Raw genomic sequence first — 14,950 nt, forward strand, 5'->3', positions numbered from 1 at the left:
AAATTATATCAAATTTAAAAATCTATTAATAAACTATTATTTAGAGTTTATATAATCTATATAATCGCTTACATTCATATTTATAGAATCTAATAACTCATCCTTGTCACCATGTCCAATATGATTTAAGTTTATAGATTTACCTTCTATATTCATATCTTCAATTTTTGTGTCTCTGATCAAACTGTATAAATTGTTACCTTCAATAATATTTTCATATACAAATATCTTATTTTTAATGTGTTTTTTTAATAAATCAAGGTCTAATGGTTTGATAAATCTAGCATTTATTAAATTTATACTTAACTTTTTATTTATTATATAATCATACATTTCATTTAACACAGAACCATATGAAATAAGCGTTTTTTCATTTTCTTTGTTATAAATAATTTCACATCATTTATAATTATCACTTACAAAACACTCTAAATCACTAACCTTAGCTTTTTCATATCTTATCACTTTAAGTTTTGTAGGATTTTTCAATACATTAGAAATATTTAAAATATCTGCTTTATTAAAAGGATTATAAATTAGGCAATTTTTTACATTATTTAAAAGAGAAATATCATAAATACCATGGTGACTAACTCCCCCACTGTAGCTTAAACCTCCCCTATCGATCAAAAATGTAACTTTTAGATCATTTCTCACAATGTCATGCATCAATTGATCAAACATTCTTTGAAAAAAAGTTGAGTAAACAGAAACATAAACATTTTTACCTTGGTTTGCAAATCCTGCTGCTAACAATGCACATAACTCTTCATTTATACCGCAATCTATAACATTATTGGGGTATTTTCTCTGTATGTTTGTGAATAAACTGGGGTTTATCATTGCCGGAGAAAGTAGTATACTATTTTCATCAAATTTACTCTCTAAAATATCAGCGACTAGTTCTTGATAACTATTTTTTTTATCTTCACTAATAGTATGATTATTGTCAAGACAATTAGCTCCTATGTATTTAAAAGCTTTTTTTGTAATTATATGTAAAATAACATGATTTTTACTATTTTGGACTTTATCTAAACACTCAAATAACTTATCAAAATTATGACCATCATCACAGTATATATAATTGAAACCTAAGCTTTCACTGTATGTTTTTAAATCCTTAATTTTGATCCCATTTTCTCCTATAGACTCATTATTATCATTTATAATTGTAATTGTTTTATTTTTTAGATTTGCAATATTTAGTAATGAAACATGTGTATAAGAACCATAAAAAGAAGCATCACCTATAATTGAAATAATATTTTTGCTTTTTTTTGTTTTAGCATATGAATATGCATAAGCTAATACAGTCCCGCTATGTCCATTAGAAATTCAATCATATTTACTTTCTTTTGTTTCTTGAAAATTAGAAATACCATTCATTTTTTTTATGGTATTGTATTTTTCATATCTATCTGTTAGTAATTTATATACATGAGACTGATGACCGGTATCAAACATGACTATGGAATCATTCAAATCAAAAAAACTTAGGATTGCAACAGTTAATTCAACAACCCCTAAGTTACTACCTATATGACCACCATGTATATTTGTGTATTCATTCAAATATTTTCTAATATCATCACATAATTCTAACAAATCTTCTTTGTTTCTATTACCATAAATACCTTTATGATTTAAAAATTTAGATAACTTCATAATAGTTATACCTCCAGATTTTAAAAGTTTATTTAAAATCCTCTAAATTATTATCATCAAGCACTTTTTTTACTTCTCCTTCTAAAGAATCGAGTTGTTTTTTAGCTATCTTTATCAACTCGCTACCTTGTTTAAATAATTCAATAGATTCTTCCATACTTGTTTCAGAATCATTCAACTTTTTTGAAATTGATTTAATATCTTCTAAAACTTCTGTAAAATTTTTATTATTCATTATTCATCCTCCTCCTTTATTTTTATTACACTTAAATCAATGCTACCATCAATTAATTGTGCATTTAAATTAATGTTTTTATCAATTTGCTTTATATTGAAAATTATTTTGTCATTCTGTTTTAAAATAGTAAAACCTTTTTCTAATGGTTTAATTGGATTTAGTAATTTAAGTTTTTCATATTCATTTGTTAAAACTAACTTATTGTTTTGAATTTTATTTTTTAAGATTGTTTGAAAATCCTTTTTGTTATTAATTAAAAAATTTCTTATATAGTTAATTTTATACTTCATATTTTTAACAAAATTATTAACTTCATTATTATAGTTGTTAAATACTTTATCTTTCTTTTGTATAATATTATTTTTTAATAAACTTGTTTGATTAAATAAGTTATTTTTTAAAATATTTATTTTGTTTAAAAGTACTTTTACAAAATCATTTTGAACAGAATTCAACGCTTTTATTAAATTATCTTTTTCTGGTGTTGCCAGTTCTGCTGCTGCTGTTGGTGTTGATGCTCTGATATCTGCAACATAATCAGCTAATGTGTTGTCTGGTTCGTGACCTACGGCAGAAATAATAGGTATTATTGAATTATGTATAGCTTCTAAAACAGGCATTTCATTAAAACACCATAAATCTTCATAACTTCCCCCACCTCTACCAACAATTAATAAATCTAATTTGATTTTAAAATTATTAGCTTTTTTTATTTTATTAGCTATATCAAACGCTGCACTTTCACCTTGTACTAATGCCGGGAATAAGTAAATGTTTACTAAAGGGTAACGTCTTTTCATTGTTGAAATCAAGTCTTCAACTGCAGCTCCTGTTGCGGCTGTTACTATACCTATATTATTTGGTTTATTAGGTATAGGTTGCTTGTTTTCTTTATCAAACCATCCCTTTTCATGTAATTCTTTATATCTTTTTTCGTATAATAATGCCAATTCACCAATACCATCAATTTTTATATCTACAATGGTAAATGTTATTTTTCCAGATGGCTTATAAAAAGAAATTGATCCTAAAGCTATTATTTCTGTGCCCTCACTCAAATTTAAATTAACAAATTTATAAGCATTGGTTTTTCAGATTGCACAATCTACTTTTGAATCATTATCTTTTAGAGAAAAATAAATATGACCTGATCTATTAAAAGTTAAATTTGCAATTTCGCCTTTTATAGAAATATTTTTAAAGTTCAAAGTTGACTCTAAATGATTTTTTATTTTGTCACTTAACTCAGAAATTTTTAAAATATTTTTATTCATATTGACCTCCCTTTTCTCTGGAATCACTCTTACTTAAATTATCGAATTATATTTATAATTTAGGTCAAAAAAACTAAAAATTAGTTATCTATTTTATCTAGTAATCCATTCACAAAAGCAGTATTTTCGCTAGGTATATATTCTCTTACCATTTGAAGTGCTTCGTCAATTATGATAGCTTTTTCACTAAAATCTTTATTTATTTCATAAATACTAGTAACTAGTATAGCTTTTGTCATATTTGGTATTCTTTCTCATTTTCAAGTAGTTGATAATAACTCTTTTATTTTTTCTTTAATATTCTCAAATTGATCAACAACATCTTCTATATAAATATCTATTTTTTCATCTTTTTCTTCAAACTGAATACCATCTAGTAATTCTTGCTTGATAAACTCCTTATTTTCATCGAAAATAAGGAGTTTGTATATAATTTGTACAGTTAATCTTCTTCTTTTTTTTAAGTAATTAATTGAATTTTTTTGCATAATAATTCCTTTTTACAATGAGATTATATCAAATTATTGCTTTATTTATTATTAATTAAAAACATAAAAAGTTAACCAAATAGTTAACTTTTTAAATCAAGCGTAAGTGAAGTTTTTACATTTATTTTAACACCCAGAACTGTTCATTCAAAAGTTTTATCGAGTATTAAATCATTTACTAATGATTCATCTAATTTTCTTCCTTGAATAGAAGATATATTTGATCCATCAAAACCTTGGTATTTGTAATCATAGTTCAATAATTGATCTAATGAATATGTTTTTCAATTATCTTTTGAAAACGAAGAAACTCCATCTTGTTCATATAGTTTAATTATATAATGAGAATAATTTTCTTCTTTTATTATTCTTGAGAGAGAATAATAGACCAATCTAGGAATGTATCACTCTAAATATGTCTTATAACTTTCCTCGTTAAATTGTCCGTTTTGTGATTCATAGCTAAATTTATCTTTTCAAAACTTTCTATCATCAAGATAAAGTGTGTTTTCTTTTCCTATTTCTACAAAACTATCATTAGTAACGCTTTGATTACCATTACTTTCTGGATTTTCAGAAATAAATTTTTTATTTAACTTAACTGTTTTACCATCATCGCCATCATTTTCGAATGAAGCTTTATTGGTTAAAAATAAAGGTAGTCCATTAAATTTATCCAAGGTATTAATATTTTCTCTACCACTGTTGTCACCATCAATTTTAATTACAAAGTTTATTGGAATATTATAGTAAGAATTTTGATCTTTTTTCATATTTTCAAAATAATCAATAATATTTGTTAAATTACAAGTATTTGTTCCCTCATTCAAGTTTGGATTAGCCTCACCTAATGTTTGTCCTAAATAATTTATTATATATCTAGCTTCTTTATCTTTGAAATTTTGCACAGTACTTTTACTAATTCTATATTCTATAAGTTGTTCTATTTTTTTTCCTAGTTTATTTAAATCTAAATTATATTGATGAGTTTCTGAAGATTCAATTTTAACATTCTTTGTTTCTTGATAGCTTGCTTTAACTTCTGAAACAACAGAAGACATCGAAATTGTTTTAGCTTCCTTAGTATTTCATAAATTTTCTAAAGATTTAACATCTTTAAAATCATTATTTATCGGCTTTACTCCACAAGACACTACTAGAAAAGGAATTGTAGATGTAGAAATGGATAATACTGACATTATTGTTAATAATTTTTTCATTATTTAATCACCTTATTCAATAATTATTTTACATTAATACACTTAATATTTTTATATTATTAAAATATTAATCAAAAATAATTTCTAATTTAAAATTGTCTTCAAATTTTTTGTTTCTTAGCATTTCAATTTCTTTTTTATAAGGACATATTTCACCGTTTATTCATGGAGTTTCTAAAATTATTGGTATTTCACTGAATATTGGATTATGAACAATTTCACACAAAGTTTTGAAACCAATATATCCATAACCAATGTTTTGGTGTCTATCTTTATGTGCTCCAATTTGGTTTTTAGAATCGTTCAAATGAATAGCCCATAATTTATCTAAGCCTACTACCTTATCAAATTCTTCAACTACTTTATTAAAATTATTTTTAATGTCATATCCAGCGTCATGCATGTGACAAGTATCAAAGCATACTCCAACCATTTCTTTTCGGTCAATATTTTCTAATACTAATTTTATTTCTTCAAATGTGACACATACTTCTGTGCCTTTTCCGCTCATTGTTTCTAAAGCTATTTTTACAGATGAGTTTGGTAGTTCTTTATATACTTGATTTATACCTTTAGCCACACTTAGAAGCGATTTTGTTTTATCTCCTCCAACAGATGCACCAGGATGCAAAACAACTAAATTGACTCCTATTTCTTCTAATCTAATAAGTTCTTCTTTTAAAAGTCTTACTCCTAATTCATATGTTTCTTTTTTAATTGTATTAGCTAGATTAATTGTGTAAGGCCCATGACAAAGAATTTTATTTATATCAATATCATTTTCTTTTAAAATTCTTTGAAATTTTTGAATATTTAGTTTTTCAGTAGCTGTTCTAATTGTGTTTTGTGGAGCACCTGTAAAAAACATAAGAGTATTTGCGCCATTTTCAATACTTTCAAGAGCACTACCTATTAAATATTTTCCTTTTGCATTCATACCAACATGACTACCTAGTAATATTTTTTTATTCATTTATGTTTCCTCTTTCCTATTAATATAGTTTTTACAATAATCAACGTCACTTTTTAAAAGTTCTTTGAGCTGATCTAGTGAATTAACTTTTACTTCATCTCTGATTTTTTTTAATATTTTTATATCAATTAGTCATCCATAAATATCTTTATTAAAGTTTATTATATTAACTTCAAAAACCTTTTGTTTTAATTCATTGTTTCAATAACATCCAGCTCCTAAATAACTTTCATTTATTGCTTCAATAAAAACTTCACAAATAAAAACACCATTATCAATAGGTAATAATTCTTGTGTAACTATATTTGCAGTTGGAAAACCTATTTTTCTACCTAATTTTTTACCTTCTACAACTCTTCCAGAAAATTGATAATCTAATTTAGTTATTTTCTTAAAATCCAAAAAATTACTAGTTTTTAATAAGTTGTATAAATTTAACGGATTTGCTTTATTTAAAAAATTATCAAAAACTATGCAGTTTTCTTTTCAAAAATTTACAAAAAAATCCGTGTCATAATAATAGCTCTTATCTAACTTAAAATTATCTGAAATTAAAATATTTTTAATTGAAAGCATATTTTTAATATTTTCATAAATATACTGTTTTTCTTCTTTATTGTTAGTAATTCTATTTATATAAAAAATTACTTGATCGATTTTATGTTCATTTGCTAAATTAACTATATTTTTTTTATTTCAAATACCATAATCTGTTTCACTAATAGTTGGTATAAAAATAGTTGTTTTTATTCCTAGTTTATTGGCTACATTTTTTAATTTTATAATCATTCTATCTTCAAACTCGTTTCAATTTTGAAAATCAGAAACCAAAGCAATTGAATCATCTAGATTTAACAAAATTCTAGATAAATTGTTATAATTAATCACATTTGACATATAAGTAGCTCCTTAACTTAATTATAACTAAATAAAAAAACTCCTATTAGAAGTTTTTAATTATCTTTATTATTAACACCTTTTTTTAATGACTCTATGTATTCCTTTTCTGATTTATCAAAATCGAATCCTTCATCATTAAATCTATTTTCATAAATTCAAAAATCTTCTTTTTTCTCAAACCAAAACTGTCTTCAACAACCTAAATTAGTACATTTAACTATACCATCTCTTTTATCTATAGCTATCTCATAATGTTGACAATTATTAAATCTTTTTGAACAATAAATTTTATCTGTATTCATTTTTAAATTCTTATCATATTCTAGCAATTCTTTTTTTGACATTTTAAATACTTCCTTATTTATATAATTTTAACATAAAAATATGCTATTTATTTAACAAATACATTCTTTGCTTATAGTCTAGCCTCAATATATTTGATCTCTAATTCTAACATTGTTGTTTTTTCTTTTAATGATTTGTATTCTTGCCCAAGCTTAGTTTTATCTCTTCTTTTGTAGTACATTGAATTATAAACAAATAGACCAAAAATTGGTAAAAAATATCATCAAAACAAGTTTTTCTTCAATTTCTTTTCTAACTTTTTTTCTAATTTATTTTGTTCTAAGACTTCGTTTTCTAAATTTATTTTAACTTTTTTCATTTCTTCTTTACTCATATCTTTGTATTGTTCGAACATCTGAAAGCTCCTTTTTAATTATTAATTTTTTATTATTTTTTTTAGAATTTCATTTATTAAGTGATTCATTGATTGATATACAATTTTTATTTCGTTTGAGTGAGCTAAAAACTCTTTTTTTTCATGCTCTAATCCAACACCTTCTAGTGAAGAGTAAATATTTTTTGTGTCTTGTAAAAATCTCACCAATTCTTCAGTTTCACCTAGTTTTTTTTGAAAATTATTAGCGTGTTTTATATTGGAAGTTAGAGATACCAATTTACTATAAAAATGTTTATTCCATAATTGCACACTATATTTTGTTAAAATATCACAATAATTATCGTTATAAGCATCTATTTGTTTTTCAAAAAATGAGGCGATGTATTCTAAAAAGAAATTACCTGGATCTTTAAAGTTAATTTTATTAATTGTTTTGCAATATTCTACTCATTGTATTTCAGTTCTATAAAAATAGTTATATCTTTGTAAAAATAGAGTCAACATCAAACTCAAATCAAAATTTTCTGAAGTTAATTTTTTTTCAAAGATATTTGCCAAACCTTCAAAAAGTGACTTTAAGTTATCTGTTAATGCAAGTGAAAATAATTCATCTTTATCATTTTTTGATAAATTAAACTCTTTAGAATCCACTAAATTTGTGCTGTCTTTTCTATACAAATCAAATATTATGTTATTTAAATTGATTTTTTCATTTAACTCCATAAATACCTCTGTAATCAATATATACTATTTTACAACAAAAATATTTATATTTAATAAATTGTAGTAAAATATAAAAGATTTATATTTTGAAAGGTAAGATTTTTTGTTATGTGCGTTATAGGTACAATAATAATATCAATTTTAGGTTATTTAGTTGGGGCTTTTAGTTTCTCTATAACTATTTATAAAATAAAAACAAAAAAAGATATTAGAAATTATGGTAGTAAAAACGCTGGTGCTACAAATGTTAGTAGAATGCTTGGTAAAAAATGAGGAGTATTAATTTTAATTTTAGATGCTTCAAAAGTTATTTTTATTGCATTTGTGGCTTATGCATTTACTTACATTCCTCATGAGGCTTTTAATAAAACAAGCTTTTATATTCCTGCATTATTTACTTTAATTGGTCACTGTTATCCTGTTTATTATAAATTTAAGGGTGGTAAAGCAGTTAGTTGTTTTTTAGGAATAACACTTGTTACAAATTGAATTATTTTTTTAGTTTTTTTCTGTGTTTTTATAATATTATTATTAACATTTAGAACAATAAGTGTATGTTCAATAGTATCTGCATTGGTAGCTGTTGTAATGATCTGAATTCCTCAAATATCTGGTGGAGAAGTATTTACAATAAATGGTAACGAGTTCTTTGAAAATAATTCTAATTTATTTGTGTGAATGAATAAATTTCACACAAATAGTCTTCCAAATTACTATGAAAGTTTTTTAACAATATGTATAGTTATAACAATTGCTGCTTTAGTATTAATTACTAGACACCATCAAAACATAAAAAGACTTATCAAGAATGAAGAACCTAAATTTTTTAATTATAGAAGAAAAACAAAACAAGAAGAAGAAAAAGAAGCTTCTAATAAAGAAGCTTAATATTAACTAAATATCTTTTGAAATTGCTCTTAAATATCTTTTTTGAATTACATTATCTTCTTCTAAGACATCTCTAATAGAAAATCCATAATCAAAGTGACCAGGATAAAATTTATAACCTTTTGGAAAGGTTTCAATTAATCATTTAATATTTCTCAATACTGCATCACTATCCTCTTCATGTGAAGTGACTTCCACTACATCATGATTTAGAAATAAAGTATCCCCATTAAAAACACTTTTAATTTCAGGTATTTCAATTATAAATGATCCAGGTGTGTGTCCTGGTCTTTTTATAATTTTTATGAAAAAATCATTTACATGTCTTTCTTCATCTTGACTAATAACTTTTAAATTTTTGCATGGTTCAGCAACGTAGTCAAAACCAAGTGTATTATAAAAATTACTTAGGTTTTTTTTGAATCAAATAAAGATGTCATATCCTCTTTACCTATATAAACATTTGGGTGATTTAATTGGTTGCATATTTCATTTAAACCGTAAAAATGAGGAAAATGACCATGAGTAATGAAAATGTCTGTAAGTATTAAGTTTTGGTTTTTAACAAATTCAATTATTTCTTTATGTGCTTTATTTGCAGTATCTATTAATATTGCTTGATTTTTATCGTTATAAATTAAATAAGCATTTACTTCTTTAAAGTTTATATCACTAAAAATTTTAATCATTTTTCTCCTTTCCTAAGTAAAAATAAATCCTTATGATTATACAACATATAAGTAGTTTTTTTTCTAAAATAAAATTATTTTTATCTAAATAAAAATAATTTTAAGAGTTATTTTTTTGTTATGGATTAGAGAATAAAAAGAACAATAGTATTAAAATATTTATATGTTATTTCTCAATGAATGACAAATAGACTATTTTTTTTATTTTTAAAGGAGATTATATGAAAAAACTTTTGTATTTATTATCAAGCATAAGCTTTATAACTCAAACATTAGTTTCTGTTGTTGCATGTAATAAAGGCAATGAAAAAGTCGAAGAAAATAATGGTGTTTATGATCCAAAAACCCCGGACTTTAGCATTGATCCAAATTTAACCAATATGCAAAACCAAATGAAAACGGGAGCTGAAGTGATTTCGAGAATAATTATTGCTAGTAGACATGAAAATTTGAATTACAATATGAATGAAATTTTATCTTCATATTTAACTCCATATACTTCAGAAATGAATATGCCCTCTTCATACAACTACAAAGGAAGAAATATTAATTTGGGTGAATTAATAAATAGATATAAAAACCTTTTAGTTCCCTCAATGGAGAAAATTAACTTAGGTGTTCATTCAGGAATATATTCCAGTTATATTATGGGAATGTATGATGATAGTTTTTATCAAAGTTTTATTGACAAAGGTTATTTTGAAGATGGTTTCAATGAAACTGGAGATTCTGGTTTTAATAAACTTGGTGAAGGCCAATTAAATGAAATGGGTATTCTAATGGGAATGAATAAAAATTTATCATTATCAGAAGATGAAAATAGAAGAAATTTGGCCTGAGGTATCCAAGATAATGGAGCACTGTCTAATTATCTTTTATCAAAAGGTTTTGATGGTGGTTATCCTGGTGGATCTAATGGAACTAATACCCCCTATTTACCAGCAAATAGAAAAGGTGATAATGGTGGTACAAATGGTGCAGGATATTTATATTATAATTCTATACTTGCAAGTGGTAAGTCAAAAGTAAATGATTTTGAAGAGTTCAAAAATAAATTAATAAAAGACAAAATTAAAGATACGAATTATGATAGCGCTGATATTTTAAATGGAGACTACTCTTCTTCTGTTGATGGTATAAATTTTAATTATACTGGAGCTTTGATGACTATGAAAGCAGGTATTTTAAACTTAAAAGGTTATATAAACAAATTTGCAACACTTAAAGATAGCGTTTCAGAATCAGACTATGGAGCCGATTCACTTTTAACATTCGCAAATTATATGACACCAATGTTATCTAAACCTACCGCTTATACAGATGTGACTATACAAGGAGCGGTTTCTAGTTTACTGTACAATTCTCAAGAAGCCATTAACATTATACAAGATGAAAAAAACAGTAAAAGTTTGCAAGACTTTTTAACAACAAATGGTTTTAATGAAAATATATTAAAAGACAAAATAAATATAAGACCTGCAATTGGAATTAGAGATTTATTATCACCAACACCTGAAAGTGTGTCAGTTCAAAACTTTTATAAAAAAAATGATAGTACTGATAATAAAGACATTGTGGATAATCCACTAGAAAATTTAAATAAAGTTGCCACTTTTTTAAATGAAATAGCAAGTTTTCAAAGTAATTTATCTGAAAATTTAAAAAAAGAATTTGTAGATAAGTTTTTTAAAACCGAAAATACTCCTTTTGGTAAAAGTTATCAATTAATAATAAATCCTAAGGTTGAGGGATTGATAGATTTGGGTGGACTTACACAAAGTGGATGAGAAGAATGTATGGGTAGTGATGGTTCAAAAGCTGCGGATTTACTTAAACTTATATCTAAAGCCTATGAAGGACTTGCAAAAGAAGATACACAAAAAACAATAAATGTTACTGTTGAAAAGTATAAAAATAAAGTATTAAGTGATCTTAATAGAACTGAAAAAAATACTTTATTAGAAAATTTGGGTTATAATGTAGCAGAAAAAAAATATAAAGATAACTCATTTTTAAAAAATTACTATAGTTTATTATCTGATACAAGCATTTCAGGTGTCAATGAGTTAAATAACTTATTTGAATTTTTAAAAAAAGGTGTTGATGATTCAATAGCACCTGTTCATGAGAGAGCTACTCAATATATAAATAATAAAGAATATTGAAAAACAAGTGATATAAAAATAGATGCAACAGATCCAACAGAAGTAAATGGAAAAATGGAATTTACACTAGAATATAATGGAGTTGGAGATAGTGATTCAAATGCAGATCAACAAACTAAAAAAGTAAATGTTCCACAAAACTTTAATCCCTATCAAACTATTGTTGATAATCAAAAAGATTTTGCTAATTTAACAGATTTAAAATCTAAAATAGATTTAAGTAAAAAATCAGGAGAAATATTAGGAAAAGAACAATTAAATATGAGTGATGAACAAATTATGAAATATGATGGCCTAGCAGAAAATTACCAAAATGTTAATCATAAATATAAAGTGGTTTGAAAAAATGTAAGTAATGATGTTGAAAATCCTTATTGAATAATAGTAGATATAAAATCTTACAATAAAAATGGAGAAGAATTTTTCAATATATACTAATCGTAAAAAAAATCTAATTAAAAACTTTTAAGTGTAAATACTTTGTAGTTTTAAATTAGATTTTTTTTAAGATAATTATTATTTACCTCTTTTAACTGCGTTCATTGTTTTTTTTATGTCTGCTTCTGATGGTTTTCTACCCATACTTCTATACATTGCTCTAATTTGATTTTCATTTATTGGTGGATTATCTCTCAATTGTTTTTGAATTACTTTTCTTGTTATTATGAATCCAATAATTCCACCAAAAATTGCACATGCAATTCCGATTAACAATATTCCTCATCAAGCCATTAAAATAAACTCCTTTTTATAAATACATACAATATAAATATAACATAAATTTTATTTATTTATTTTAAGTATTATTTTATCAGCTATACTTTCTGCATTGAAATTAATAAATTTTAATATATCATTTAGTGGAGCTGAATAACCAAAATGATTTATACCAAATGCCTCTCCATCATCTCCAAGATATTTATGTCATCCAAAAGTTGAAGCAAGCTCAATAGAAAATCTTTTAGTAGATTTGTTAATAATTGAATCGATATAAGTTTGATCTTGTCTTTCAAAAGAATTTAAGTTAATCATAGAAACTATATTAACTTTATGCCCTTTACTTTGCAATATTTTTTTTACTTCTTGAGCTAATGAAACTTCACTACCTGAAGCAATTAGTGTTATATTGGCATTTTCTTCTTTTTCAAATAAGTAAGCTCCTTTATCAACACTTTCAAATAAGTTTTTAGGATGAACTAGTTCTTTTAGATTTTGTCTTGTAGCTATTATTACACTAGGTCTAGATGAATCTTTTAATGCTGCATAATAACTAGCAGAAGTTTCAGCCATATCACAAGGCCTAAAAACATTTATATTAGGTATACTTCTAAGCATTGCTAATTGTTCAATTGGTTGATGTGTTGGTCCATCTTCTCCAACAGCTATTGAATCGTGAGTAAACACATATAAAGCTTGTAGGCCCATTAGAGAACTCAATCTAATAGCTGGTTTCATATAATCTGAAAATACAAAGAATCCACCACAAAATGGCAATAAACCCTTGTGAAGAGCTATACCATTATTTATTGCTGCCATAGCAAATTCTCTTACTCCATACATTATATTTCTACCTAATGGATTGTTATAGTCGTAATTTCCATCAGCTCCTTTAGCTTTTGTTGATTCTGTTAAATCAGCACTACCACCTATGAAACTTTGGTTTACCTTTCCAATGTAATTTATAACATTACCTGATGAAACTCTTGTTGCTTGTTCTTTGTTTTCATTCAATTCAACTAAATCAACTTCATTTATATTTCATTTATTATTAATTGCATCTTTTAATTGTTTTGCCAAATCAGAAAAATCTTTTTTATATTTACTATAATCAGCGTCTCATTTTTCGTTTTCTTTTTGACCTCTTAATGAAACATTTTCTTCATAAAATTTGTATACATCCTTTGGAATTGTAAAGTCTTCTTCTTTTCAATTAAAGTAATTTTTAACAACTTTAATGTCATCACCTAATGGTGCACCATGAACTTTTTGTGTTCCTTGATTTGTAGAACCTAAACCTATAACTGTTTTTACTTCTATATATGTTGGTTTATCTGAATCTTTAGCCTTTAAGTATGCGTTATGAATTTCTTCTAAATTCTCACCATTTTCTACTTTTATTGTATTTCACCCAGCTGCTTGAAATTTCAAATGCATATTTTCAGATTGTGCAACTTCAACTCTAGCATCCAATTGAATGTCATTTGAATCATGAAATACTACAAGTTTATTTAATTTATATCTTCCCGCAAACGAAATTGCCTCTTGACAAACACCTTCTTGTAAATCACCGTCACCACAAATGACAAATGTATTGTGATCAACTACTTTATAGTCTTTTTTATTATACTTTGCTGCTAAATGATTTTCTGCTAAAGCCATACCTACTGCCATTGCGAACCCTTGACCTAATGGTCCAGTTGTTGAATCAATACCTTCTGTATGTTTATATTCAGGATGACCTGGTGTTTTAGAATTTAATTGTCTAAAATTTTTCATATCTTCAATAGTAATTGAATATCCTGATAAATGTAGTGCTGAATATAACAAAGCACTCCCGTGACCAGCGCTTAAAACCAATCTATCCCTATTAAATCAATTTGGATTTTTTGGGTTTATTTTCATTATTTTAGTGAATAATGTATATAAAACAGGTGCAGCACCCAAAACTATACCAGGGTGTCCTGAATTAGCTTTATTTACAGACTCAATACCAAGTATTCTCATAGCATTTAAATTGTGATTATTTTTATTCATTTTTTATCTCCTTAATCTACAAGATTATTTTAATTCATAATTTTAAAAAACTATTTATTTTTTTGCTTTTTTAACTCCTTTAGTTTTTCAGGTGTTATGTCATTCCCTTTATCATCGACAATTTTTAATGTTTTTAATTGATCTTCTAAATTTTTTTTGTACTTATTTATATATTCTTGACGTAACATATTTTGTTCATCTTCTAGTTCTGGTGTTAACTTACCTTCTTTTTTTAATTTAGCAAGTTCATTTATTCTTTTAATTAACTTTTCCATAATTACTCCTTTA

Annotated in this window: 17 protein-coding genes; 2 read left to right on the forward strand and 15 right to left on the reverse strand. The window is 25.1% G+C overall.

The window, feature by feature from the left end; all coding sequences use genetic code 4:
• Positions 1 to 36 precede the first annotated feature (36 nt).
• From SHELI_RS02890 to SHELI_RS02935, 10 genes are all read right to left on the reverse strand, one after another.
• A complete protein-coding gene (locus tag SHELI_RS02890) occupies positions 37 to 1,668 on the reverse strand; it encodes a 1-deoxy-D-xylulose-5-phosphate synthase N-terminal domain-containing protein (protein WP_069116521.1) in 1,632 nt (543 codons plus the stop codon).
• Positions 1,669 to 1,696: 28 nt separating this feature from the next.
• Positions 1,697 to 1,903: an exodeoxyribonuclease VII small subunit gene (gene xseB / locus SHELI_RS02895; RefSeq protein ID WP_069116523.1), complete on the reverse strand. Its 207-nt coding sequence runs from the start codon at positions 1,901 to 1,903 to the stop codon at positions 1,697 to 1,699.
• On the reverse strand, positions 1,903 to 3,180 hold the full coding sequence (gene xseA / locus SHELI_RS02900) for an exodeoxyribonuclease VII large subunit (protein WP_069116525.1): 1,278 nt from the start codon (positions 3,178 to 3,180) through the stop codon (positions 1,903 to 1,905). The genes xseB and xseA overlap by 1 nt, the downstream gene beginning before the upstream one ends.
• An 80-nt stretch (positions 3,181 to 3,260) precedes the next feature.
• Positions 3,261 to 3,668 (reverse strand): transcription antitermination factor NusB, encoded by a 408-nt coding sequence (locus SHELI_RS02905; RefSeq protein WP_069116527.1) that lies wholly within the window; start codon positions 3,666 to 3,668, stop codon positions 3,261 to 3,263.
• Between the two features lie 83 nt (positions 3,669 to 3,751).
• Entirely contained in the window at positions 3,752 to 4,888 is a 1,137-nt protein-coding gene (locus SHELI_RS02910; RefSeq protein WP_069116529.1) for a hypothetical protein, read from the reverse strand.
• A gap of 67 nt (positions 4,889 to 4,955) precedes the next feature.
• Positions 4,956 to 5,861: a deoxyribonuclease IV gene (locus SHELI_RS02915; protein ID WP_069116531.1), complete on the reverse strand. Its 906-nt coding sequence runs from the start codon at positions 5,859 to 5,861 to the stop codon at positions 4,956 to 4,958.
• Positions 5,862 to 6,758: a riboflavin kinase gene (locus SHELI_RS02920; RefSeq protein WP_069116533.1), complete on the reverse strand. Its 897-nt coding sequence runs from the start codon at positions 6,756 to 6,758 to the stop codon at positions 5,862 to 5,864. It abuts the gene before it with no gap.
• Between the two features lie 56 nt (positions 6,759 to 6,814).
• Entirely contained in the window at positions 6,815 to 7,105 is a 291-nt protein-coding gene (locus SHELI_RS02925; RefSeq protein ID WP_069116535.1) for a hypothetical protein, read from the reverse strand.
• Between the two features lie 71 nt (positions 7,106 to 7,176).
• Positions 7,177 to 7,461, reverse strand: a complete 285-nt coding sequence (locus tag SHELI_RS02930; protein ID WP_069116537.1) for a hypothetical protein — start codon at positions 7,459 to 7,461, stop codon at positions 7,177 to 7,179.
• A 21-nt stretch (positions 7,462 to 7,482) separates the two neighbouring features.
• Positions 7,483 to 8,166 carry a hypothetical protein gene (locus SHELI_RS02935; protein WP_069116539.1) on the reverse strand — a complete coding sequence of 228 codons (684 nt, stop codon included), beginning with the start codon at positions 8,164 to 8,166 and terminating at the stop codon, positions 7,483 to 7,485.
• 108 nt (positions 8,167 to 8,274) lie between these two features.
• Here SHELI_RS02935 and plsY point away from each other — a divergent pair, with 108 nt between their 5' ends.
• Positions 8,275 to 9,054, forward strand: coding sequence for a glycerol-3-phosphate 1-O-acyltransferase PlsY (plsY, locus tag SHELI_RS02940; protein ID WP_069116541.1), 780 nt, complete (start codon positions 8,275 to 8,277; stop codon positions 9,052 to 9,054).
• A gap of 6 nt (positions 9,055 to 9,060) precedes the next feature.
• Here the strand turns inward: plsY and SHELI_RS02945 are convergent, their stop codons facing one another.
• Together SHELI_RS02945 and SHELI_RS02950 are read right to left on the reverse strand one after the other, a co-directional pair.
• Positions 9,061 to 9,252 (reverse strand): hypothetical protein, encoded by a 192-nt coding sequence (locus tag SHELI_RS02945; RefSeq protein ID WP_069116543.1) that lies wholly within the window; start codon positions 9,250 to 9,252, stop codon positions 9,061 to 9,063.
• A gap of 209 nt (positions 9,253 to 9,461) precedes the next feature.
• Positions 9,462 to 9,743 (reverse strand): MBL fold metallo-hydrolase, encoded by a 282-nt coding sequence (locus SHELI_RS02950; protein WP_069116545.1) that lies wholly within the window; start codon positions 9,741 to 9,743, stop codon positions 9,462 to 9,464.
• 221 nt (positions 9,744 to 9,964) lie between these two features.
• Between SHELI_RS02950 and SHELI_RS02955 the strand changes: the two genes are divergently transcribed.
• Entirely contained in the window at positions 9,965 to 12,346 is a 2,382-nt protein-coding gene (locus tag SHELI_RS02955; protein WP_069116547.1) for a hypothetical protein, read from the forward strand.
• Between the two features lie 78 nt (positions 12,347 to 12,424).
• Here the strand turns inward: SHELI_RS02955 and SHELI_RS02960 are convergent, their stop codons facing one another.
• The 3 genes from SHELI_RS02960 to SHELI_RS02970 are packed head-to-tail and all read right to left on the reverse strand — an operon-like array spanning position 12,425 to position 14,937.
• Positions 12,425 to 12,640: a YneF family protein gene (locus tag SHELI_RS02960; RefSeq protein ID WP_069116549.1), complete on the reverse strand. Its 216-nt coding sequence runs from the start codon at positions 12,638 to 12,640 to the stop codon at positions 12,425 to 12,427.
• 51 nt (positions 12,641 to 12,691) lie between these two features.
• The gene (gene tkt / locus SHELI_RS02965; protein WP_069116551.1) at positions 12,692 to 14,662 is read right to left on the reverse strand and encodes a transketolase; all 1,971 of its coding nucleotides are present in this window, start codon (positions 14,660 to 14,662) and stop codon (positions 12,692 to 12,694) included.
• Between the two features lie 50 nt (positions 14,663 to 14,712).
• Positions 14,713 to 14,937, reverse strand: a complete 225-nt coding sequence (locus tag SHELI_RS02970; RefSeq protein WP_069117603.1) for a DUF896 domain-containing protein — start codon at positions 14,935 to 14,937, stop codon at positions 14,713 to 14,715.
• Positions 14,938 to 14,950 lie beyond the last annotated feature (13 nt).

Source organism: Spiroplasma helicoides (assembly GCF_001715535.1).
GTDB classification, from domain to species: Bacteria; Bacillota_I; Bacilli_A; order Mycoplasmatales; family Mycoplasmataceae; genus Spiroplasma_A; species Spiroplasma_A helicoides.